The sequence below is a fragment of the Micromonospora sp. RP3T genome (genome assembly GCF_003027925.1).
In the GTDB taxonomy this organism is placed as follows: domain Bacteria; phylum Actinomycetota; class Actinomycetes; order Mycobacteriales; family Micromonosporaceae; genus Micromonospora.
The window spans coordinates 66381-87516 of record NZ_PYPS01000025.1; the positions used below are offsets into that span (position 1 = coordinate 66381).

17 protein-coding genes are annotated in these 21136 nt (G+C 72.4%); 7 read left to right on the forward strand and 10 right to left on the reverse strand.

Annotated elements, in window-relative coordinates:
* Positions 1 to 5: 5 nt before the first annotated feature.
* Both C8054_RS20305 and C8054_RS32075 read right to left on the reverse strand, forming a co-directional pair.
* Complete coding sequence (locus C8054_RS20305; RefSeq protein ID WP_107158969.1) at positions 6 to 1604, reverse strand: ABC transporter substrate-binding protein; 1599 nt, start codon at positions 1602 to 1604, stop codon at positions 6 to 8.
* Between the two features lie 17 nt (positions 1605 to 1621).
* Positions 1622 to 1786 carry a hypothetical protein gene (locus C8054_RS32075; RefSeq protein WP_158273876.1) on the reverse strand — a complete coding sequence of 55 codons (165 nt, stop codon included), beginning with the start codon at positions 1784 to 1786 and terminating at the stop codon, positions 1622 to 1624.
* A gap of 64 nt (positions 1787 to 1850) precedes the next feature.
* Here C8054_RS32075 and C8054_RS20310 point away from each other — a divergent pair, with 64 nt between their 5' ends.
* Positions 1851 to 2714 (forward strand): bifunctional methylenetetrahydrofolate dehydrogenase/methenyltetrahydrofolate cyclohydrolase, encoded by an 864-nt coding sequence (locus C8054_RS20310; RefSeq protein WP_107158971.1) that lies wholly within the window; start codon positions 1851 to 1853, stop codon positions 2712 to 2714.
* A gap of 99 nt (positions 2715 to 2813) precedes the next feature.
* On the forward strand, positions 2814 to 3764 hold the full coding sequence (gene mdh / locus C8054_RS20315; RefSeq protein ID WP_107158973.1) for a malate dehydrogenase: 951 nt from the start codon (positions 2814 to 2816) through the stop codon (positions 3762 to 3764).
* Between the two features lie 72 nt (positions 3765 to 3836).
* Here the strand turns inward: mdh and C8054_RS20320 are convergent, their stop codons facing one another.
* The gene (locus C8054_RS20320) at positions 3837 to 4619 is read right to left on the reverse strand and encodes an MBL fold metallo-hydrolase (RefSeq protein WP_107158975.1); all 783 of its coding nucleotides are present in this window, start codon (positions 4617 to 4619) and stop codon (positions 3837 to 3839) included.
* Between the two features lie 100 nt (positions 4620 to 4719).
* Between C8054_RS20320 and C8054_RS20325 the strand changes: the two genes are divergently transcribed.
* The gene (locus C8054_RS20325) at positions 4720 to 5937 is read left to right on the forward strand and encodes an NADP-dependent isocitrate dehydrogenase (RefSeq protein WP_107158977.1); all 1218 of its coding nucleotides are present in this window, start codon (positions 4720 to 4722) and stop codon (positions 5935 to 5937) included.
* Between the two features lie 278 nt (positions 5938 to 6215).
* On the opposite strand, the gene galT is transcribed toward C8054_RS20325, so the two are convergent.
* From galT to C8054_RS20345, 4 genes are all read right to left on the reverse strand, one after another.
* Positions 6216 to 7289 carry a galactose-1-phosphate uridylyltransferase gene (galT, locus tag C8054_RS20330; RefSeq protein WP_107158979.1) on the reverse strand — a complete coding sequence of 358 codons (1074 nt, stop codon included), beginning with the start codon at positions 7287 to 7289 and terminating at the stop codon, positions 6216 to 6218.
* Positions 7286 to 8074 carry a DeoR/GlpR family DNA-binding transcription regulator gene (locus C8054_RS20335; protein ID WP_107158981.1) on the reverse strand — a complete coding sequence of 263 codons (789 nt, stop codon included), beginning with the start codon at positions 8072 to 8074 and terminating at the stop codon, positions 7286 to 7288. Before C8054_RS20335 ends, galT begins: the two co-directional genes overlap by 4 nt.
* A 144-nt stretch (positions 8075 to 8218) precedes the next feature.
* Positions 8219 to 9748 carry an adenylyl-sulfate kinase gene (gene cysC / locus C8054_RS20340; RefSeq protein WP_107158983.1) on the reverse strand — a complete coding sequence of 510 codons (1530 nt, stop codon included), beginning with the start codon at positions 9746 to 9748 and terminating at the stop codon, positions 8219 to 8221.
* 113 nt (positions 9749 to 9861) lie between these two features.
* Complete coding sequence (locus tag C8054_RS20345; protein ID WP_107158985.1) at positions 9862 to 10443, reverse strand: DM13 domain-containing protein; 582 nt, start codon at positions 10441 to 10443, stop codon at positions 9862 to 9864.
* A gap of 143 nt (positions 10444 to 10586) precedes the next feature.
* Between C8054_RS20345 and C8054_RS20350 the strand changes: the two genes are divergently transcribed.
* The 4 genes from C8054_RS20350 to C8054_RS20365 are packed head-to-tail and all read left to right on the forward strand — an operon-like array spanning position 10587 to position 14041.
* Positions 10587 to 11501, forward strand: a complete 915-nt coding sequence (locus C8054_RS20350) for an ABC transporter ATP-binding protein (protein ID WP_107158987.1) — start codon at positions 10587 to 10589, stop codon at positions 11499 to 11501.
* Entirely contained in the window at positions 11494 to 12375 is an 882-nt protein-coding gene (locus C8054_RS20355; protein ID WP_107158989.1) for an ABC transporter permease, read from the forward strand. Before C8054_RS20350 ends, C8054_RS20355 begins: the two co-directional genes overlap by 8 nt.
* Positions 12372 to 13331, forward strand: a complete 960-nt coding sequence (locus tag C8054_RS20360) for an ABC transporter ATP-binding protein (RefSeq protein ID WP_107158991.1) — start codon at positions 12372 to 12374, stop codon at positions 13329 to 13331. Before C8054_RS20355 ends, C8054_RS20360 begins: the two co-directional genes overlap by 4 nt.
* Positions 13331 to 14041 carry an ABC transporter permease subunit gene (locus C8054_RS20365; RefSeq protein ID WP_107158993.1) on the forward strand — a complete coding sequence of 237 codons (711 nt, stop codon included), beginning with the start codon at positions 13331 to 13333 and terminating at the stop codon, positions 14039 to 14041. Before C8054_RS20360 ends, C8054_RS20365 begins: the two co-directional genes overlap by 1 nt.
* A gap of 110 nt (positions 14042 to 14151) precedes the next feature.
* On the opposite strand, the gene valS is transcribed toward C8054_RS20365, so the two are convergent.
* From valS to C8054_RS20390, 3 genes are all read right to left on the reverse strand, one after another.
* Positions 14152 to 16716, reverse strand: coding sequence for a valine--tRNA ligase (gene valS / locus C8054_RS20370; protein ID WP_107158995.1), 2565 nt, complete (start codon positions 16714 to 16716; stop codon positions 14152 to 14154).
* Between the two features lie 736 nt (positions 16717 to 17452).
* Positions 17453 to 19306, reverse strand: coding sequence for an ABC transporter ATP-binding protein (locus C8054_RS20385; RefSeq protein WP_107158998.1), 1854 nt, complete (start codon positions 19304 to 19306; stop codon positions 17453 to 17455).
* Positions 19303 to 21117: an ABC transporter ATP-binding protein gene (locus tag C8054_RS20390; RefSeq protein WP_107159000.1), complete on the reverse strand. Its 1815-nt coding sequence runs from the start codon at positions 21115 to 21117 to the stop codon at positions 19303 to 19305. Before C8054_RS20390 ends, C8054_RS20385 begins: the two co-directional genes overlap by 4 nt.
* Positions 21118 to 21136 lie beyond the last annotated feature (19 nt).

Genomic DNA, 21136 nt, shown 5'->3' on the forward strand with positions numbered 1-21136 from the left:
GTGGGTCAGGCGCGTTCGATCTTCAGCAGGTCAACCCGGTCGAAGAGGTCCACGTGGACGTTCTTGACCTTGGTGGAGTGGCCGAAGTTGTTCTGCCCGTACCGCAGCGGGATCACCGGCAGGTCCTGCGCGAGCAGGTCCTCCGCCGCCTGGTACTTCTTGACCGCCTCGTCGGCGCTCGCCGCGCGGGCGCCCTCGGCGAGGAGCTTGTCGAACTCCGGGTTCGAGTAGCCGTAGTAGTTCGACGAGCCGTTGGTGCTGTACAGCGGGCCGAGGTAGTTCTCCATGGACGGGTAGTCCATCACCCAGCCCATCCGGAACAGGCCCACCGACTGCTTCTGCTTGAGCTTGGTCAGCAGGTCGGCGAACTTCGGCTCGGCGTTGCCCACGCACTCCACGCCCAGGTTGGCCTTGAGCTGGTTGCAGGTGGCGTCGATCCAGTCCTTGTGGCCGCCGTCGCCGTTGTAGGACAGCTCGATCTTCTTCGGGCCGCCCGCGGCCTCGTACATCGCTTTGGCCTTGGCCGGGTCGAACGCGCCGGCGGTGCCGATGGTGTTCTCCCGGTAGCCGGCGACCACCGGCGAGACGAACGAGCGCGCCGGCTGCTGCGAGTCCTTGAAGATCGACTTGGTGATCTCGTCCCGGTCGATCGCCATCGAGATGGCCTTCCGCACCTCGGGCTTGCTGAACTCCTTCTGGAACGTCGGGAACGCCAGCACCTGGAGCGACGAGGCCGGGCTCTGCTGGAACCGGTCGCCGAGGTCGGTGGCGGCGGTCGACAGGTTCTCGGTCGGGATCGTCTTGATCACGTCGAGGTTGTCCGACAGCACGTCCGCGTACGCGGCGGTCGGCTGCTGGTAGATCCGGAACTCGACGCCGCCGACCTTGGGCTGCTGGCCCGGGAACGCGTCGTAGCGCTCCACCTCGACCTTGGCGTCGTGCTGCCAGGAGCCCTTCATCTTGAACGGGCCCTGACCGATCGGCGCCTGCTCGTACCCCTCGGCCAGCACGCCCGGCGCGGAGAACGCCGCCTTCGGCAGCGGGTAGAACGCGGTGTAGCCGAGCATGGTCTTGAAGTCCACGTACGGCTCGGTGAGCGTCACGGTGAACGTCAGGTCGTCGACCTTCGTCAGGCCGCTGAGCGTCTCCGCCTTCGGCTTCTCGCCCTGGAGGTCCTGGTAGCCGGCGATCTTCTCGAAGAAGTAGCTGGAGTTCTGGCCGTTCGGCGCATACGCGCCGTAGTTCCAGGCGTCGAGGTAGTTGTCGGCGGTGACCTGCTCGCCGTTGTGGAACGTGTAGCCGGGCTTCAGCTTGATCGTCCAGACCTTGTTGTCAGACGACGTCACCGACTCGGCCGCCACCTCGTGCGGCTTGTTCGCCTCGTCGTAGTCGACGAGCGGGCTGAACAGCGCCGACAGCACCTGCGAGCCACTCGTCTCGTTGGTGTTGGTCGGCACCAGGTGCTGCGGCTCGGCGATCTCGATCCGCACGGCCGCGTCGGGGTCGCTTGCGCCGCCGCTGCCACCGCCGGAGCCGCAGGCCGTCAGGCCCAGGGTCACCGCGAGCGGCAGAGCGGCCCAGGCCGCGAGCCTACGAACACGCATGGAGTCTCCTCATCTGCTCACGCTGCGCGGTCGGCCCGACGCTGGGTGACGCTGCGCAACGAGCCGTAACGGTAGGTCGCGCTCCGGCGGATCGACAACGGATCCGTTGCGACCTGGTAACGGAACGTGCCGCCGAGTCCCGTTTCGTCGCCTTGGTGGTCACTCTCAGTGATGGAAACCACGTTGCGGAGCGTGATCAGTGCCCGTCGTCGTCCGGCTCGCCGGGGAACGTGAGACGATCACGACGTGACGGCGACGATCCTGGACGGCAAGGCCACCGCGGCGGAGATCAAGGACGAGCTGCGAGCGCGGGTGAAGGCGCTCGCCGAGCGCGGCATCACCCCCGGGCTCGGCACGGTCCTGGTCGGTGAGGATCCCGGCTCCCAGGCGTACGTCAACGGCAAGCACCGCGACTGCGCCGAGGTCGGCATCGCCTCACTGCGCGTCACGCTGCCGGCCGACGCCACCCAGGAACAGCTCGACGCGGCACTGGCCGAGCTGAACGCGGACCCGGCCTGCCACGGCTACATCGTCCAGCTTCCGCTCCCGGCGCACCTGGACACGCAGCGGGCGCTGGAGTCGATCGACCCGGACAAGGACGCCGACGGCCTGCACCCGGTCAACCTGGGCCGGCTCGTGCTCGGCTACGACGCCCCGCTGCCCTGCACCCCGCGCGGCATCGTCGAGCTGCTGCGCCGGCACGACGTGCCGCTGCGCGGCGCGAACGTCGCGGTGGTCGGTCGCGGCAATACGGTCGGCCGCCCGCTCGGCCTGCTGCTCACCCGGCGCAGCGAGAACGCCACCGTCACGCTCTGCCACACCGGCACCCTGGACCTCGCCGGCCACACCCGCGCCGCCGACATCGTGATCGTCGCCGCCGGCGTGCCGGGGCTGCTCACCGCCGACATGATCACCCCGGGGGTGACGGTGGTGGACGTCGGTATCACCCGGGTGATCGGCGACGACGGCAAGGGGCGCTACACCGGCGACATCGACCCCGAGGTGGCCGAGGTGGCCGGCAAGATGGTGCCGATGCCCGGTGGCGTCGGCCCGATGACCCGGGCGATGCTGCTCACCAACGTGGTCGAACGCGCCGAGCGGGACCGCTGACCACCCAGACAGGTCATAACCGTCCGCCCCTCGCCCGATCGGTGCCAGGATGGCTGATACGGTCCGGAAAACCGACTGGTATCAGGGAGTGGGACGACCATGGGTAAGAAGGTCACTGTCGTCGGGGCCGGCTTCTACGGCTCCACCACCGCACAGCGCCTGGCCGAGTACGACATCTTCGAGACCGTCGTGATCACCGACATCGTGGAGGGCAAGCCGGCGGGCCTCGCCCTCGACCTCAACCAGTCGCGGCCGGTCGAGGGCTTCGAGACCAAGCTGGTCGGCGTCACCACCGGCCCGAACGGCGAGGGCTACGAGGCCATCGAGGGCTCGGACGTCGTCGTCATCACCGCCGGCCTGGCCCGCAAGCCGGGCATGAGCCGGATGGACCTGCTGGAGACGAACGCCAAGATCGTCCGGCAGGTCTCCGAGAACGTCGCCAAGTACGCCCCGAACGCCGTCGTCATCGTGGTGTCGAACCCGCTCGACGAGATGACCGCGCTGGCCCAGATCGCCACCCAGTTCCCCAAGAACCGGGTGCTCGGCCAGGCCGGCATGCTCGACACCGCCCGGTTCACCAACTTCGTCGCCGAGGCGCTGAGCGTACCGGTGAAGTCGGTCCGGACCCTGACGCTCGGCTCGCACGGCGACACCATGGTCCCGGTGCCGTCGAAGAGCACCGTGAACGGCAAGCCGCTGCGCGACGTCATGCCGGCCGAGCAGATCGAGGAGCTGGTCGTCAAGACCCGCAACGGTGGCGCCGAGGTGGTCGCCCTGCTCAAGACCGGTTCCGCCTACTACGCGCCGTCCGCCGCCGCGGCCCGGATGGCGAAGGCCGTGGCCGAGGACTCCGGCGACGTGATGCCGGTCTGCGCCTGGGTCGACGGCGAGTACGGCATCTCCGGCGTCTACCTGGGCGTCGAGGCCGAGATCGGCGCCGAGGGCGTGAAGCGGGTCGTGGAGACCGAGCTGGACGCCGACGAGCTGGCCGCGCTGAAGGAGGCCGCCGAGGCCGTCCGCGCCAAGCAGGGCGACGTCGCTTCCATGTGACCTGAGCACCACCGCCGCGAGGGGCGGCCGGCTTCCGCCGGCCGCCCCTCGCGCGTCCCACCCACCCAACGGTCAGGGGTGGGGGGTGAAGGGGGTGCCCAGGTGGGGGGTGGCCAGGAGCAGCGGGGAGAGGGTCGACAGGACGCGCTCACGGGTCCGGCCGGCCCCGGCCCGGTCCTCCTCGTGGACGTAGCACAGCGCCGGGTCGATCAACTGGATCGCGTGCACCAGGAGGTCGCCGGTGACCAGGAGACGCTCGTCGCCGGACTCCACCAGCACGGACTGGTGCCCGGGGGTGTGGCCGGGCGTGCTCAGCACGCGTACCCCCGGGGTGAGGTCGGTGTCGCCGTCGAGCACCCGCAGCCGGCCGTCGGCGCGCAACGGCCCGAGCAGCCGGGCCGGCAGTTCCGGGTGGAACAGCTCCAGCGCGTCCAGCTCGGCGCGCTGCACCAGGTGGTCCGCATTGGGGAACAACGACCCGGCCCAGCCCACGTGGTCGCTGTGCAGGTGGGTGAGGACGACCGTGCGGACGTCCGCCGGGTCGATGCCGGCGTCGGCCAGCTCGGCCGGCAGCCGGCCGGGCACCGGCGCCCAGCTCGCCGCCAGCGCGTCCGCCGGGCCGATGCCGGCGTCGACCAGGGTGACCGGCCCGTCACCGGTACGCAGCGCGAACGCGCGGAACGGCAGCCACCAGCCGCCGTCCGGCCCGACCGCGTCCGGGTCCCGCTGGTCCGCCTCGTGCCAGTTCGCCTCGGTGGCGTCGGGGAACGCCTCCTCGCGCCGCATGAAGAAGGGGCCCGCTCCGTCGAGCAGCGAGGTGATCGTGATGGACCCGAGCGTGTGCGTCAGCGGCATGCGGGAAGGATGTCACCGCGAGGCCGGCTGGGTCACCTCCGACGGTTTCCAGTACGCTCGTACTGCTTGAGCACGTGTCCCCCGAGAGGAGCGCCGGCCGATGGCGAAGATCAAGGTAAACAACCCGGTCGTGGAGATCGACGGCGACGAGATGACCCGGATCATCTGGAAGCAGATCCGGGAGCAGCTGATCCTGCCGTACCTCGACGTCGACCTGCACTACTACGACCTGTCGATCCAGTACCGCGACGAGACCGACGACCAGGTCACCGTCGACGCCGCCAACGCCATCAAGGAGCACGGCGTCGGCGTCAAGTGCGCCACCATCACCCCGGACGAGGCCCGGGTGGAGGAGTTCGGCCTGAAGAAGATGTGGCGGTCGCCGAACGGCACCATCCGCAACATCCTCGGCGGCGTGGTGTTCCGCGAGCCGATCATCATGTCGAACGTGCCGCGGCTCGTCCCGGGCTGGACCAAGCCGATCATCATCGGCCGGCACGCGCACGGCGACCAGTACAAGGCCACCGACTTCGTCGTCCCCGGCCCGGGCAAGGTCACCATCACGTACGCCCCGGCCGACGGCGGCGCGCCGATGGAGATGGAGGTCGCCAACTTCCCCGGCGGCGGCATCGCCATGGGCATGTACAACTTCGACGAGTCGATCCGGGACTTCGCCCGCGCCTCGTTCCGGTACGGCCTGGACCGCAACTACCCGGTCTACATGTCGACCAAGAACACCATCCTCAAGGCGTACGACGGCCGGTTCAAGGACATCTTCGCCGAGGTGTTCGAGGCCGAGTTCAAGGCCGAGTTCGACGCCGCCGGCCTGACCTACGAGCACCGGCTGATCGACGACATGGTCGCCGCCGCGCTCAAGTGGGAGGGCGGGTACGTCTGGGCCTGCAAGAACTACGACGGTGACGTGCAGTCCGACACCGTGGCGCAGGGCTTCGGCTCGCTCGGCCTGATGACGTCGGTGCTGCTCTCCCCGGACGGCCGTACCGTCGAGGCCGAGGCCGCCCACGGCACTGTCACCCGGCACTACCGGCAGTACCAGAAGGGCGAGAAGACCTCGACCAACCCGATCGCCTCGATCTACGCCTGGACCCGGGGCCTGGCCCACCGGGGCAAGCTGGACGGCACCCCGGCGGTCACCGAGTTCGCCAACACGCTGGAGCAGGTCATCGTGGAGACCGTCGAGGGCGGCCAGATGACCAAGGACCTCGCGCTGCTCATCTCGCGGGACGCCCCGTGGCTGACCACCGACGAGTTCATGAACGCGCTCGACGAGAACCTGGCCCGCAAGCTCGCGGCCTGAGCCTCCTCGCCGATCACGACGGAGCCCGCCGGCGCATACCGGCGGGCTCCGTCGCGTCCGTGCTCCGTCGGGTGCGGTGTCCGCCGCTGTGGGGCGTCACCCGGGCCCGGCCGGACTCGTTGCACCGGGTGGACGCGATGCCAGTCCCGTCCACCCGTCCCTTCCCAGCGGGGGCCCGGTCACCGGGCCCCCGCGCCCTGTTTCCGGGGCGCGGGCGACCAGCGGTGTTAAGAAGGGGCCCCGCCTCTACCGGAGGCGTTAAGAAGGGGCCCCGCCTTTCACGCGGCGCGCAGGAGTTCGGCGGCCCGCTCGGGGGCGATGTCGTTGATGAAGACGCCCATGCCGGACTCCGAACCGGCCAGGTACTTCAGCTTGTCCTTCGCCCGGCGGACGGTGAACAGCTGCAGGTGCAGGTGCCCCAGCTCCCGGTCGACGCGCACCGGCGCCTGGTGCCACGCCGCGATGTACGGCATCGGCAGGTCGAACAGCCCGTCGAAGCGGCGCAGCAGGTCCAGGTAGAGCGGGCCGAAGGCGTCCCGCTCGGCGTCGTCGAGCGCCGGGATGTCCGGCACCGGCCGGTGCGGGGCCACATGCACCTCGAACGGCCAGCGGGCCGCCGCCGGCACGTACGCGGTCCAGTGCTCGTTGCTGGTCACCACCCGGTCGCCGGCGACGCGTTCGGCGGCCAGCACGTCGGCGTAGAGGTTGCCGCCGGTGCGCTCGGTGTGGCGTCGGGCGGCGGCCAGCAGGCTCCGGGTCCGCGGCGTGACGAACGGGTACGCGTAGATCTGGCCGTGCGGGTGGTTCAACGTCACCCCGATCTCCTCGCCCCGGTTCTCGAACGGGAACACCTGCTCGACGCCGGGCAGCGCGCTCAGCGCGGTGGTGCGGTCGGCGAGCGCGTCCAGCACGGTCCGCACCCGGCCGGGGGAGAGGCGGGCGAACGAGGCGTTGTGGTCGTCGGTGAAGCAGACCACCTCGCACCGGCCGAGCCCGGGGCGCACCGGGGTGAACGGCGTGATCTCGGCCGGCTCCTCGGCGACCCGCTGGCTCAACGACGGGAACCGGTTCTCGAAGACCACCACGTCGTAGTCCGGCGCCGGGATCTCGCTGTGCCGGTCGCCGCGCGACGGACACAGCGGGCACTGGTCGGCCGGGGGCAGGAACGTGCGGGTCTGCCGGTGCACCGCCACCGCCACCCACTCGTCGGTCAGCGGGTCGTACCGCAGTTGCGAGGCGGGCGGCGGCGGGGGCAGGTCCCGCCGGTCCGGCTGGTCCCGCACCGCGTCGTCCCGCTCGTCGAAGTAGATCAGCTCCCGGCCGTCGGCCAGCTCGATCTGCGTACGCTTCACTCCGCTCCCTCCGTCGCGGGCACGGTCACCAGCTCACCCACCCGGTCCTCGAGTACCCCTCGCGCGTCGGGTGTCAACCGGTCGTCGGTGACCAGCACGTCCGCCGCGTCGAGGCCGACGATCGACGAGATGCCGACCGTGCCCCACTTGGTGTGGTCGGCGAGCACCACCAGCCCGTCGGCGGCGGCCACCAGCGCGCGGTTCGTGTCCGCCTCCATCAGGTTGGGCGTGGTGAACCCGGCCCGCTCACTGATCCCGTGCACGCCGAGGAAGAGCAGGTCCAGGTGGAGCGCGGCGACAGCGGCCACGGCCAGCGGGCCGACCAGCGCGTCCGACGGGGTGCGGACCCCGCCGGTGAGCACCACGGTCTGGTCCGGCCGGCCACCGACGTGCAGGATCTCGGCCACCGGCAGCGAGTTGGTGACCACCGTCAGGCCGGGCACGTCCACCAGCCGGCGGGCCAGCGCGGCGGTGGTGGTGCCGGCGGAGAGCGCGATCGCGGCGCCGGGGCGGACCAGCCGCGCGGCGTGGTCGGCGATGGCGGCCTTCTCCGCGGCCTGGCGGACCGACTTGGCCCGGAAGCCGGGCTCGTCGGTCGAGCCGGGCCCGGCCAGCGTCGCCCCGCCGTGCACCTTGGCGAGCAGACCCTGGTCGTGCAGCGTTTCCAGGTCCCGCCGGATGGTCATGTCCGACACGCCGAACTCGGCGGCCAGCTCGGTGACCCGGACCCCGCCGGCGGCGCGGACCCGCTCCAGGATGGCGGTCTGCCGCTGTCGCGCGAGCATCGCCGGTCACCTCCCGAGCTTTCTTCCACCGCGAACGCGGTCGAACGTGTTCCAACAAAGCCGAACACTACCGGTCGGCGGAGGCGGACGCGACACCGCCGCCGTCCCGGGACGGAACGGCGGCGGTCAGCGGATCCGTGCCGGTCAGGCCGGCTGCATGCGGGGCTCCACCCAGCCGGTCTCGGTGAGGTGCTCCAGCACCCGCTGAACCGCCTCCTCGACGGTCAGGTCCGAGGTGTCCACCACCAGGTCGGCGTCGGTGGGCTCCTCGTACGGGTCGTCGATGCCGGTCATGCCGGTGAGCAGGCCGGCCCGGGCCCGGGCGTAGAGACCCTTGCGGTCGCGCTGCTCACAGACCGCCAGCGGCGTCGCCACGTGCACCAGCAGGAAACCCGCGCCGGCCGCCTGGGCCATCTCCCGGGCGGTCGACCGGGCCGCCGCGTACGGCGCGATCGGGCAGCAGATGCCGACCCCCCGGTGCCGGGCGATCTCGGCCGCCACCCAGCCGATCCGGCGCACGTTCAGGTCCCGGTCGGCCTTGCTGAAGCCCAGCCCGGCGGAGAGTTCCCGCCGCACCACGTCGCCGTCGAGCAGCGTGATCGTCCGGTCGCCCTGCTCCCGGAGCACGTCGGCGAGACTCCGGGCGATCGTCGACTTGCCCGAGCCGGAGAGGCCGGTCAGGAAGATCACCAGACCGCGGTGCCGCCGGGGCGGGCGCGCCCGGGCCAGCTCCCGCGCCACCGCGGGCGGGGTGTGCCACTCGGGCAGCGGGAAACCTCGGTCCAGCAGGTCGTCGATCTCGTGCGGGCTGAGCGCCAACCGGCGGTTGCGCGGCGGGATGTCCTCCCGCCAGCGCCACTGCCCGTCCCGGTTGTCGTACGCCAGCTCGCGCGGCACCAGCACCCGCAGGCCGGCGCCGGAGAGCATGCCCTCGGTGGAGAGCAGATGGGTCACGCCGTACGCGGCGGCGACCCGCGCCCGCAGCAACGCGTCGCTGATCTCGTCGCTGCGCCGCGCCAGCGGCACCGCCACCAGCGTCGCCGGCGGCATCCGGTCGCGGGCCGCGAACACGCTGCGCACCAGCGCCTCGGCCGGCAGGCCACCGCTGGACTCCTCGCCCACCGGGATCAGTACCAGCAGGTGCGCGCCGAGCGTCCGGGCCGCGTGCGCGATCTGGGCCAGCTGCGGGCGGTGCAGCGCACGGTCGGCGAAGACGCCGAGCACCCGGCCCGGCGGCAGCAGCCCGCGCACCTCGTCCGGGCCGCGTCGCAACCGCTGGAACGGCCCGTGGCCGCCGTCGCCGAGCCGGCGTACCGCGCCGCCCACGCCGACCGTGCCGTCGCGGGCCGGCCAGACGTCGATCACGTCCATGGCCGCCACCGGGGCGCCCTCGCCGTCGGTGAGCACCAGCGCCCGACGCGCCGGGTCGGCCAGTTCCAGCCCGTCGGCGAGCGCCGCCGGCACCTGGAGCGTCACCGGCACCGGCCACGGCGTGCCGTCGGCGAGCCGGCCACGCCGGCCCAGCGAGGCCAGGTCCGCCCGGGTCATGAAACCGCTCAGCGGCGCGTACGCCCCGGTCAGCAACAACTCCAGATCGGCCAGCTCAGCGGGTCTTGGCGCGTACGACGGCGCATCCCGCAGCACATCCTCGGGCAGGATCCACCCGTTGCTCATCGAACCCCCAACTCGCCGGCCGGCACACAGTTTCGCAGCCCACCGGCGATCGGTCGAGAGCGCCACTCCACCTCCCGGCCACCCGCAGGTCGACCGGGTGTCGCCGGGCGGGTTCAGCCGGCGGTCGTCAGCGCCGCCGCACCGAACGAGACGGCGAACCGCTCGCACCAGATGGAGACGCTGGTCAACCCGGTGAGATCGGTTCCGGCGGGGATCTCGTACGCCTGGTCGCCCCGGTTTCCCTTGAGCGGACCGAGCGCCACGTGCCGCCCGTCGTCGAAGACCCGCCACCCGGACGGCCCGGTCCGAACCGGCTGGTCGGTCAGCCAGACCTGAAGATCCGGACCGTTCGAGGTGTCCAGCCCGACCAGTTCCAGCCGGTGCCGCCCGTCGGCGGTGCGGACGATCCGGGCGGCGCCCCGGGTGTCGTGCTCGTGGCTGACGAACTCGCCGCCGCCGAGCAGCACCGGGCCGGCGGGCGTCGGCGACGGCGTGGCCGGACGCGACGGCGCGGAGGGCACCGTGGACGGCGCTGCGGAGGCCACCGCGGACGGCACCGCCACCAGTTCCTCGTGCACCTCCGTGTCGGTGACCAGCTTCCAGGGCTGGAACCAGTACAGCGCGGTCGCCGCCCCGACCACGAGAACGGCGACGGCGATCCAGGTCAGCGGCGCACGCAGCAGACGCATCGGCATGCGTCGAGTGTCCCGGCGCCGGGCGCGGCGGGCACCGGTCCGGCCGCTTACGGAAGCCTTACCGGCGGTGTCCGGGCCGAATCAGGGACAACCCCGAGCGTTTCCCGGTGCAAAGGCGGGCCCGCGCTTCCTAGGCTGGCAGCGTGACACTGCTCGCGACCGAGTCGCTGACCAAGACGTACGGAGGCCGGGTCACCGCGTTGGCCGACCTCACCGTGTCGGTCGAGCCGGGGATCATCGGGCTGGTCGGCGCCAACGGCGCCGGCAAGTCCACCCTGATCAAGATCCTGCTGGGTCTGCTCCCGCCGACCAGCGGCCGGGTGCAGGTGCTCGGCCTCGACCCCACCACCGACCCGGCCGAGGTTCGCGCCCGGGTCGGCTACATGCCCGAGCACGACGCCCTCCCGCCGGACCTCTCCGCCGCCGAGCTGGTCACCCACCTGGGCCGGATGAGCGGGCTGCCGCGCACGGTGGCCCGGGAACGCGCCTCCGAGGCGCTGCGCCACGTCGGCCTGCACGAGGAACGGCACCGGGCGGTCGGCGGCTACTCCACCGGCATGAAGCAGCGGGTCAAGCTCGCCCAGGCCCTGGTGCACGACCCCGACCTGCTGCTGCTCGACGAGCCCACAAACGGCCTCGACCCGGCCGGCCGGGACGCCATGCTGGCGCTCATCCACCGGATCGGCACCGAGTTCGGCATCTCCGTGGTGGTCTGCTCCCACCTGCTCGGCGAGGTGGAGCGGATCTGCGACACGCTCGTCGCCATCGACGGCGGCCGGCTGCTGCGCGCCGACCGGGTCGCCGCCATGACCACCGCCACCGACGTGCTCGCCGTCGAGGTGAGCGAGGGCACCGAGGAACTGGCCGCCCGGCTCGCCGCGCTCGACCTGCCGGTGTCCCGGGACGGGCGGCTGCTGCTCGTCCCGCTCGCCGACGACCACACCTACGACCTGATCCTCGGCGCGGTCGCCGAGCTGGACCTGCCGCTGCACCGGCTGGACCAGCGACGGCACCGGGTGGCCGAGCTCTTCGCCCCGAGGGAGCCCAGCCATGTCTGACGCGACAGGCGTCATCCACGACATCGGATACCAGCGCTACACCGGCCCCCGGCTGGGCCGGCGGCAGGTCTTCGGCGCGCTCTACGGCCACGGTCTGCGTACCGTCTTCGGGTTGGGCCGCAGCGCCAAGGCGAAGATCTTCCCCTGGCTGGTGGTGGCCGTGGTCACCGTGGTGGCCGCCGGGCTGACCGCGGTCCGCAGCCAGCTCGGCCAGGTGGTGCTGACGTACGCCCAGTTCGCCGACGCGATGAGCTGGCTGGTCATCTTCTTCGTCGCGGTGGCCGCGCCCGAGCTGGTCTCCCGCGACCTGCGCAGCGGCGTGCTCCCGCTCTACTTCTCCCGTCCGCTGCCCCGCGGCGACTACGCGCTGGCCAAGCTGGCGGCCCTGATGACCGCGCTCTGGCTGCTGCTCGGCGGTCCGCAGCTGGTGATGTTCCTCGGCGCCGCGTTCACCACCTCACGGGGCATGCGCGGGGTGTGGGACGAGCTGCTCGACCTGCTGCCCGGCCTGCTCTACGCCGGGCTGTGGGCGGTGGTCTTCGCCTCGATCGGCCTGCTGGTCGCGTCGCTGACCGGCAAGCGCGCCTTCGCCGCCGGCGGCATCGTCGCGGTGTTCCTGATGACCACGCCGGTGGTCGGCGTGCTGTCCATCATGCCCTCCCGGACGGTCAACGAGCTGGCGTTCCTCGCCTCCCCGTCGTCGCTCGTCAGCGGCGTGGGCACCTGGGCGCTGGGCGACCTGCTGACCCAGGGACAGGAGGGGGGCATCCCGATCGGCGGCTTCGGGCCGGTCTACGCGGTGGTCGCCGTCCTGCTGGTCGCCGCCTGCGTCAGCCTGCTGCTCCTGCGATACCGGAAGGTGGCCGCCCGATGACGGCGCTGCACACGCAACCGGCGGCCGACGCGCCCGCCGCCACGACCAGCACCCTCGACCTGGCCGGCGTCTCCCGCTGGTACGGCAACGTGGTGGCGGTCAACGACGTCACCATGCGGCTCGGCCCCGGGGTGACCGGTCTGCTCGGCCCGAACGGCGCCGGGAAGACCACGCTGCTGCACATGATGGCCGGGTTCCTCGCCCCGTCCCGGGGCGCGGTGACGCTGGACGGGGAGCCGACCTGGCGCAACCCGGGCGTCTACCGGCGACTCGGCCTGGTCAGCGAGCGGGAGGCGGTGCACACGTTCCTCAGCGCGTACGAGTTCGTGCTGGCCAGCGCGAAGCTGCACCGGCTGCCGGACCCGGAGGCGGCGGCCCGGCGGGCGATCGAGCTGGTCGAGCTGGAGGGCGCGCAGGGCCGCCGGATCGGCACCTACTCCAAGGGCATGCGGCAGCGCACCCGGGTGGCCGCAGCGCTGGTGCACGACCCGCAGGTGCTGCTGCTCGACGAGCCGTTCAACGGGATGGACCCGCGACAGCGGCTGCACATGATGGCGCTCCTGCACCGGCTCGGCGACGCCGGCCGGACCATCCTGTTCAGCTCGCACATCCTGGAGGAGGTCGAGCAGGTCTCCGGCACGGTCCAGGTGATGGTGGCCGGTCGGCTGGCCGCCTCCGGCGACTACCGCACCATCCGCCGCCTGATGACCAACCGGCCGCACGTCTTCGCGGTGCGCTCCACCGACGACCGGGCGTTGGCGGTGGCGCTGATGGCCGAGTCCTCGGTCTCCGGCGTCGAGCTGGGCCGCACCGGCCTGACCGTCAAGGCCGGCGACTACGGCGCGTTCACCCGGGCCCTGCCCCGGATCGCCCTCCGCCACGGCATCCGGGTCCGGCAGCTCCTGCCGGAGGACGAGTCGCTGGAGAGCGTCTTCTCGTATCTGGTGGAGGCCTGATGTCGACCGTTACCTGGATCACCGCCCGCGGCCTGTTCGGCCGGAGCCGGTTCCTCATGCTGTTGCCGTTGCCGCTGGTCCTGATCGGCCTGGCGGTGCTCTGCCGGTCGCTCGGGGTGGACCCGGGCCAGTGGGGGCCGCCGGTGCTGGTCGGCCTCGGCCTGGCCGTGGTGCTGCCGGTGGTGGCGCTGATCGTCGGCACCGGCGTGCTCGGCGCCGAGATCGACGACGGCACCGTGGTGCACATCCTCACCAAGCCGCTGCCCCGCTGGCAGATCGTGCTGCCGAAGCTCGCGGTGGCGGCCGGTGTCAGCGCGGTCACGGTCGCCGTCCCGCTCTACGTGGCCGGCGTGCTGGCCGACTCGGTACGCCTCGGCCTGGCCCTGGTCGCCGCGTCGGTGGCCGGCGCGTTGGCCTACTCGGCGCTGTTCCTGGCGCTCAGCCTGGTGAGCCGGCGGCCGGTGCTGCTCGGCCTGGTCTACGTGCTGATCTGGGAGGGGCTGCTCGGCCGGTTCGTCGACGGCACCAAGGTGCTCTCGGTCCAGCAGTGGGTGATCGCACTGGCCGACCGCATCGCGCCGACCGCGCTGCTCGGCACCACCGTCTCGGTGCCGGTGGCGGCCGTGCTGACCGCGTTGGTGACGGTCGGCTTCACCGCACTGGCGGTCGACCGGCTCCGCTCGTTCAGCGTCGCCGGCGAGACCAGCTGAAAGGCGGGGGCCCCGCTTAACGCATTCGGTAGAGGCGGGGGCCCCGCTTAACACCTACCTGTTAAGCGGGGCCCCCGCCTAACAAGCGGGGCGGGGCGGGCGGGCGGGCGTCAGAACGCGCAGGCGATGACCAGCTCGGGGGTGCGGTCGGGCAGCAGGTCGAGCTTGGCGATCCGCCCCGCCGCGCGCACGTCGTCGGCGACGAGCGTGAGCTGGTCGAGCAGGGCCGCCGGCCCGAGCGCCTCGGCCAGCGGCACGTCCGCCTTCATCGACAGCTTCCGCTCCGACTTGGCGCGGCGCACCTGCCCCAGCGCGTCGGCGGCCAGCCGCAGCAGCTCCGGGTCACCGGGCACGGCCAGCGCGCGGTCCACCTCGTACGTGGTCGGCCACGTCGCCCGGTGCACCGAGCCGTACCGCCACCAGGACCAGACCTCCTCGGTGACGAACGGCAGCACCGGCGCGAAGAGCCGCAACTGCACCGACAGCGCGGTGGCCAGCGCCGCCCGCGCCGAGTCGGCCGCCGGCCCGTCGCCGTACGCGCGTTCCTTCACCAACTCGATGTAGTCGTCGCAGAACCGCCAGAAGAACGCCTCGGTGGCCATCAGGGCGGCGGTGTGGTCGTACCCGTCGAGGGCCGACGTCGCCACCGCGACCACGCCGGACAGTTCGGCGAGCATCGCGGTGTCCAACGGTGCCGTGGCCGGGGCCCGCAGGGCGTCGGCGGCGCCCAGCCCGAGTGCGAAGCGGGACGCGTTGAGCAGCTTGGTGGCCAGCCGACGGCCCACCTTGACCTGGGCCGGGTCGAAGGCGAGGTCCATGCCCGGCTTGCCGTTGGCGGCCCAGTAGCGGACCGCGTCGGAGCCGTGCTCGGCCAGCAACCCCATCGGGGTGACCACGTTCCCCTTGGACTTGGACATCTTCTTCCGGTCCGGGTCGAGGATCCAGCCGGAGAGCACCGTCGTGCGCCAGGGCAGCACACCGTGTTCCAGGTGCGAGCGGGCCACGGTGGCGAACAGCCAGGTGCGGATGATGTCGTGCCCCTGCGGGCGCAGGTCCATCGGGAAGACTCGGCCGAACAGGTCCGGATCGGTCTCCCACCCGCCGACGAGCTGCGGGGTCAGCGACGAGGTGGCCCAGGTGTCCAACACGTCCGGATCGCCGGTGAAGCCACCGGGCCGACCGCGCTGCGACTCGGCGAAACCGGGCGGCGGCTCGCTTGTCGGATCGATCGGCAACGTCGCCTCATCCGGTGTGAGAGGGTGGGTCCAGTCCGGCTCGCCAGTGTCGTCGAGCCGGTACCACACCGGCACCGGCACGCCGAAGAACCGCTGCCGGCTGACCAGCCAGTCACCGGTGAGACCGCCCACCCAGTGCTCGTAGCGGTGCCGCATGTGCTCCGGCACCCAGCGCAGCTCGCGCCCGCGGGCCAGCAGGTCGTCGCGCAGGTCGGCGTCCCGGCCGCCGTTGCGCAGGTACCACTGCCGGGTCGAGACGATCTCCAGCGGCCGGTCGCCGCGCTCGTAGAACTTCACCGGGTGGGTGATCGGGCGGGGCTCGCCGACCAGGTCGCCGGCCTCGCCCAGCAGCTCCACCAGCGTGCGCCGGGCGCCGTTGACGCTCTGCCCGGCCAGCGCCGCGTAGGGCCCCGCCGGCACGTCCGCCGGCGGCTCCGGCAGCAGCCGCCCGTCCCGGCCGATCACCACCCGAGTGTCCAGCCGCAGGTCGCGCCACCAGGTCACGTCCGTCAGGTCACCGAACGTGCAGACCATCGCGATGCCCGTGCCCTTGGCCGGGTCCGCCAGCGCGTGCGCGCGCACCGGCACCTCCACCCCGAACACCGGGGTACGCACAGCGGTGTCGACGAGGTCCGCGTACCGCTCGTCGTCGGGGTGGCAGACCAGCGCCACGCAGGCCGGCAGCAGCTCCGGCCGGGTGGTGTCGATCAGCACCTCGCGCCCGTCCGGCCCGGTGAACCGCAGCCGGTGGTACGCGCCGGGCCGGACCCGGTCCTCCAGCTCCGCCTGCGCCACGGCGGTGCCGAACCCGACGTCCCAGAGCGTCGGCGCCTCCGCCTGGTACGCCTCGCCCCGGGCCAGGTTGCGCAGGAACGCGCGCTGGCTGGCCGCCCGCGCCGCCGGCCCGATCGTGGTGTACGTCAACGACCAGTCCACGGAGAGGCCGAGCCGCCGCCACAGCGCCTCGAACGCCTGCTCGTCGGTCACGGTCAACGTCTCGCACAGCTCGATGAAGTTGCGTCGGGAGATCGCCGTCGGGTTCTTCCGGGCGTCGGCGCTCACCGGCGTGGCCGGCGGTCGCCAGTCCCGGTCGTACGGCAGCGTCGGGTCGGGGCGCACGCCGTAGACGTTCTGCACCCGCCGCTCGGTGGGCAGCCCGTTGTCGTCCCAGCCCATCGGGTAGAAGACGGTCCGCCCGCGCATCCGCTGGAACCGGGCCACGACGTCGGTGTGCGTGTACGAGAAGACGTGCCCCATGTGCAGCTCGCCCGACACGGTCGGCGGTGGGGTGTCGATGGAGTACACGTCCGCGCGTTCCTTCGTGCGGTCGAACGCGTACGTGCCCTCGGACTGCCAGCGGCCGGCCCAGGTCTCTTCCAGGCCGTCCAGGCTCGGACGCTCGGGGACCCCGGAGCGGCCCGTCCTCGTCGTGTCACTCATCCGCCGATGGTAGGCGGGCGCGGCGGGGCCGCTCCACGCGGAGGAGCACCGCTCATTGGACGGCAGGGCCGGTCCACCTGATGAAGCGGGAGAACATCTCATCAGGCTGCGGACCGGGATTCGGGTTGAGCCTGAGTAGATCCCCGGTCGCCCCGATACTCCATGCCGAGTAACCGCCGTGCTGGCTGGCACGGCCAAGGGGCCGCACACACTCGGCAGAGCCAGGTAGGCCGCATCGGGTGGTGTGGGCGGACTGCGCGGGATTAGCGGTTAGGTGCAGGCGGAGTGTTGTCCGGCATCGATCGAGCGTCGCCTCCAGCTGTACGGGGCGGGTGAGATCACGGCCCGGCTGGGCGTCAGTCGCCAACGAGCTCGGCAGATCATCGACCGGCCCGTCTTCCCGAAGCCGTACGACCGGCTAGGCATGGGCTCTGTCTGGCTGAAGGCTGATCCGTCCGTCTGCCTGGCTTCGCGACCAGGCTTTCTCGCGACGGCGGCACCCGTGGCTCTCGTGCCTGGTGTGTCGCCACCGAAGGAGAAAGCACTTTCGAGCGGTATGACTGTGGGTCATAATTATGCCCCACAGTCATAACGGCGTTGAGCGCATCACCCGCGAAGAGATGTCACGCTGAGTGATCAGGCGAGTGGACGTCGTTCCTCCGCGGGTCGGCAGCGCCGCGCCCCCCGGCTACTGACAGCCCGGCGGTTTGGGGTCTCCAACGCACCCGGACCCGCTTCAGATCAACGAGTCGCGCCACTGGCGGTGCAGGGCGGCGTAGCGGCCTTCGGTGGCGGCCAGCTCGGCCGGGGGGCCGTCCTCGACTATTCCGCCGGTGTCGAGCACCAGCACCCGGTCGGCGATCTCCACGGTGGAGAGCCGGTGGGCGATCACCAGCGCGGTGCGGTCGCACAGCACGTTCCGCAACGCGCGCTGAACCAGCCGCTCGGTCGGCACGTCCAGCGACGAGGTGGCCTCGTCGAGGATCAACACCCGGGGGTCGGCCAGGAACGCCCGGGCGAACGCGACGAGTTGCCGCTGCCCGGCGGAGAGCCGGCCGCCGCGCCGGTGCACGTCGGTGGCGTACCCGTCGGGCAGCGCGGCGATGAATTCGTGCGCGCCGATCGCCCGGGCGGCGGCGACCACGGCGGCGTCGTCGGCGTCCGGGCGGCCGAACCTGATGTTCTCCGCGACGGAACCGCTGAACAGGTGGGTCTCCTGGGTGACCAGCACCACCGCCCGGCGCAGTTCGGCGTCGGCCAGGTCGCGCAGGTCCACCCCGTCCAGGTGGACCGAGCCGGCGTCCGGGTCGTGGAAGCGGGCCAGCAGCTTCGCCAGCGTGGACTTGCCGGCCCCGGTCGGCCCGATCAACGCCACGGTCTGCCCGGCCGGGACGGTCAGCTCCAGCCCGGACAGGATCGGCGTCTCCGGCCGGTAGCCGAAGGAGACCGAGCGGAACACCACGGCGCCGCGCGGCGGCCCGGCGGGCAGCGGCACCGGCCGCGCCGGTTCGGCCACCGCCGGGTGCTCGTCCAGCACCCCGGCCAGCTTCTCCAACGCCGCGGTCGCCGACTGGAGCGAGTTGTAGAACTGGCTCAGTTCCTCCATCGGCTCGAAGAACCGCCGCAGGTAGAGCAGGAACGCGGCGAGCACGCCGACCTCGGTGTGGCCGCCGAGCACCCGCCAGCCGCCGTACGCGAGCACCGTGGCGGCGGTCAGGTTGCCGATCAGTCGGATGCCTGGCGAGTAGATCGCGATCAGCCGGAAAGCGCGCAGGCTGGCCCGCCGGTAGTCGTCGTTGACCGCGGCGAAGATGCGCTGGTTGCGGGGCTCGCGGCGGAACGCCTGCACGGCCCGGATTCCGCGCAGCGACTCGACGAAGTGCACGATGACCAGCGCCACCGCTTCCCGGGTGCGCCGGTACGCCCCGGCGGAGGCCCGCGCGAACCAGCGGGACAGCCCGAACAGGAACGGGAACGCGAACAGCGTGACCGCGGCCAACGGCAGGTCCAGCCAGAGCAGGATGCCCGCCACCGACAGCACCGACAGCACGGCCATGACCAGCCGGTCGATCCCGCCGTCGACCAGCTCGCCGATCGATTCCAGGTCGCTGGTCAGCCGGGACACCATCCGGCCGGACGTGTAGCGCTCGTGGAAGCCGACGTCGAGGCGGAGGAAGTGCGCGTACACCCGCTGGCGCAGGTCGAGCAGGACGGCCTGGCCGATCCGGGCGGCGAGGGCGAGGAACGCGCGCCGGGCCGCGTACTCGACGGCGGTCGCCACGACGAACGCGGCGGCGACCGCGACCAGTGGGCCGGCGTCACCGGCCCGCAGCGGCCCGATGCCGCTGTCGATGCCGAGCATGACCAGGTACGGACCGGTCATCGCCGCCGCGTTCTGGGCCAGCAGCAGCGCCACGGCCAGCCCGAGCGGCGCCCGGTGCGGGTGGAGCAGCGTCCGCAGCAGGAGCCGGCTGCGGACGCGGAGCCGGGTCACCGCCGCCGGTGACGAACCCTCCGCCCGGCTGCGGTCGGCGTCCGGATCGGTGGCCCGGCCCCGCCACCGGGTCAGGTCGGCGTCCGGCGCGGTCACGACCGCACCAGGCCGACGCCGCCCGGCCGACCCTCCGGCTCGGCGGAGAGCACCGCCCGGTACGCCGGCACCCCGGCCAGCATTTCGGAATGGGTGCCGACGGCCACCACCCGACCGGCCTCCAGCAGCGCCACCCGGTCGGCCAGCGCCACGGTCGAGGGTCGGTGCACGACCAGCAGCGCCGTGGTGTCCCGCAGCACCCGGCGCAGCGCGGCCTCGACGAGCGCCTCGGTGTGCACGTCCAGCGCGGAGAGCGGATCGTCGAGGACCAGCAGGGCGGGCCGGCCGAGCACCGCCCGGGCCAGCGCGAGCCGCTGCCGCTGCCCGCCGGAGAGCGACAGCCCCTGCTCACCGATCCGGGTGGCCAACCCCCACGGCAGCTCGTACGCGAACTCCGCCTGCGCCAGCGTCAGCGCGGCCCGGATCTCCTCCTCGCCGGCCTCGGGGCGGCCCAGGGTGAGATTCTCCCGCACCGACATGGAGAACAGCGTCGGCTCCTCGAAGGCCACCCCGACCAGCCGGCGCAGCGAACTGAGGCACAGGTCGCGTACGTCGTGCCCGTCGAGCGTGAGCCGGCCGCCGGTCACCTCGTGCAGCCGGGGGACCAGCGAGAGCAACGTGCTCTTGCCGCACCCGGTGGCGCCGACCAGGGCGAGTGTCTCGCCCGGCTCGACGGTCAGGTCCAGGTCGTGCAGCACCGGGTCGGGCGCGCCGGGGTAGCGGAAGCTCACCCGCTCGAAGCGGAGCCGGCCGTGGATCTCGCCCCGGCCCAGTGACCGGGCGTGCGGGGCGTCCACGATGGTCGGCGGCGTGTCGAGCACCTCCTGGATCCGGTCGGCGGCGGTGGCGGCCTCCTGCCCGTTCGCGATGATCCAGCCGAGTGACTGCACCGGCCAGATCAGCATGAGCTGGAGGCTGACGAACGCGACCAGTTGCCCGATGGTGAGCGCGCCCCCGGCCACGGCGGCGGCGCCGGCCACCAGGACCGCGCCGAGGGTCAGGTTGGGCACCAGGTCGAACAGCGCGGAGGTGCGGGCCAGCAGGCGGGCCTTGCCGATTCCGGTGTCGTGCAGCCGGCGGGCGCCGGCGGCGAACCGGGCGGCCAGTTCCGGGCCCCGCCCGTACGCCCGCATGGTGCGCAGCCCCTGCGCGGTCTCCTCGACCAGCGTGGCCACGTCGCCCTGCTGGTCCTGCATGCGGCGCGAGGCCGCGTGGTAGTGCCGGGCGAAGCGCCGGCTGATCAGGAACAGCGGGACGGCGCTGGCCGCGACCAGCAGCCCCAGCCAGGGGTGCAGCCGGATCAGCAGCACCACCACGGCGGCGTAGGTGATCAGGTTGAGCACCAGGAAGAGCAGGCCGAAGGAGAGGAACCGGCGGATCACCGAAAGGTCGCTGGTGATCCGGGAGAGCAGTTGACCGGACTGCCAGCGGTCGTGGCAGCCGGCTGGGAGCCGTTGCAGGTGCGCGTAGATGTCGGCCCGGATGGCGGCCTCCATGCCCACCGAGGAGGACGACTGCGTCCATCGCCGGATGAAGATCAGCACGGCTTCGGCGAGCCCGAGCAGCAGCGCGAGCGCGCCGAGCCGGAGCAGGCCGGACGCGTCGTGCCGAGCCACCGGCCCGTCCACCACCCGCTGCACCACCAGCGGGACGGCCAGGCTCGCCGCGGTCGCGGCCAGCGCGGCGGCCAGCAGCCAGGCGAACTCCGTCGCGTACGGGCGCAGGTAGGGCCGCAGCCGCCAGAGGTTGTGCAGCGGCTGGGACCGGGCGTCGGTATGCGCCGCGGGATTGCCGTCGCTGGGCGCGGGCACCAGCCGACGGTAGCGGCCG

Coding starts and splice junctions, on each gene's coding strand:
- C8054_RS20345 (WP_107158985.1), bottom strand. CDS start 10,443: ATGCCGATGCGTCTGCTGCGTGCGCCGCTGACCTGGATCGCCGTCGCC.
- valS (WP_107158995.1), bottom strand. CDS start 16,716: ATGAGTGACACGACGAGGACGGGCCGCTCCGGGGTCCCCGAGCGTCCG.
- C8054_RS20305 (WP_107158969.1), bottom strand. CDS start 1,604: ATGCGTGTTCGTAGGCTCGCGGCCTGGGCCGCTCTGCCGCTCGCGGTG.
- mdh (WP_107158973.1), top strand. CDS start 2,814: ATGGGTAAGAAGGTCACTGTCGTCGGGGCCGGCTTCTACGGCTCCACC.
- cysC (WP_107158983.1), bottom strand. CDS start 9,748: ATGAGCAACGGGTGGATCCTGCCCGAGGATGTGCTGCGGGATGCGCCG.
- C8054_RS20365 (WP_107158993.1), top strand. CDS start 13,331: ATGTCGACCGTTACCTGGATCACCGCCCGCGGCCTGTTCGGCCGGAGC.
- C8054_RS20335 (WP_107158981.1), bottom strand. CDS start 8,074: ATGCTCGCGCGACAGCGGCAGACCGCCATCCTGGAGCGGGTCCGCGCC.
- C8054_RS20320 (WP_107158975.1), bottom strand. CDS start 4,619: ATGCCGCTGACGCACACGCTCGGGTCCATCACGATCACCTCGCTGCTC.
- C8054_RS20355 (WP_107158989.1), top strand. CDS start 11,494: ATGTCTGACGCGACAGGCGTCATCCACGACATCGGATACCAGCGCTAC.
- C8054_RS20360 (WP_107158991.1), top strand. CDS start 12,372: ATGACGGCGCTGCACACGCAACCGGCGGCCGACGCGCCCGCCGCCACG.
- C8054_RS20325 (WP_107158977.1), top strand. CDS start 4,720: ATGGCGAAGATCAAGGTAAACAACCCGGTCGTGGAGATCGACGGCGAC.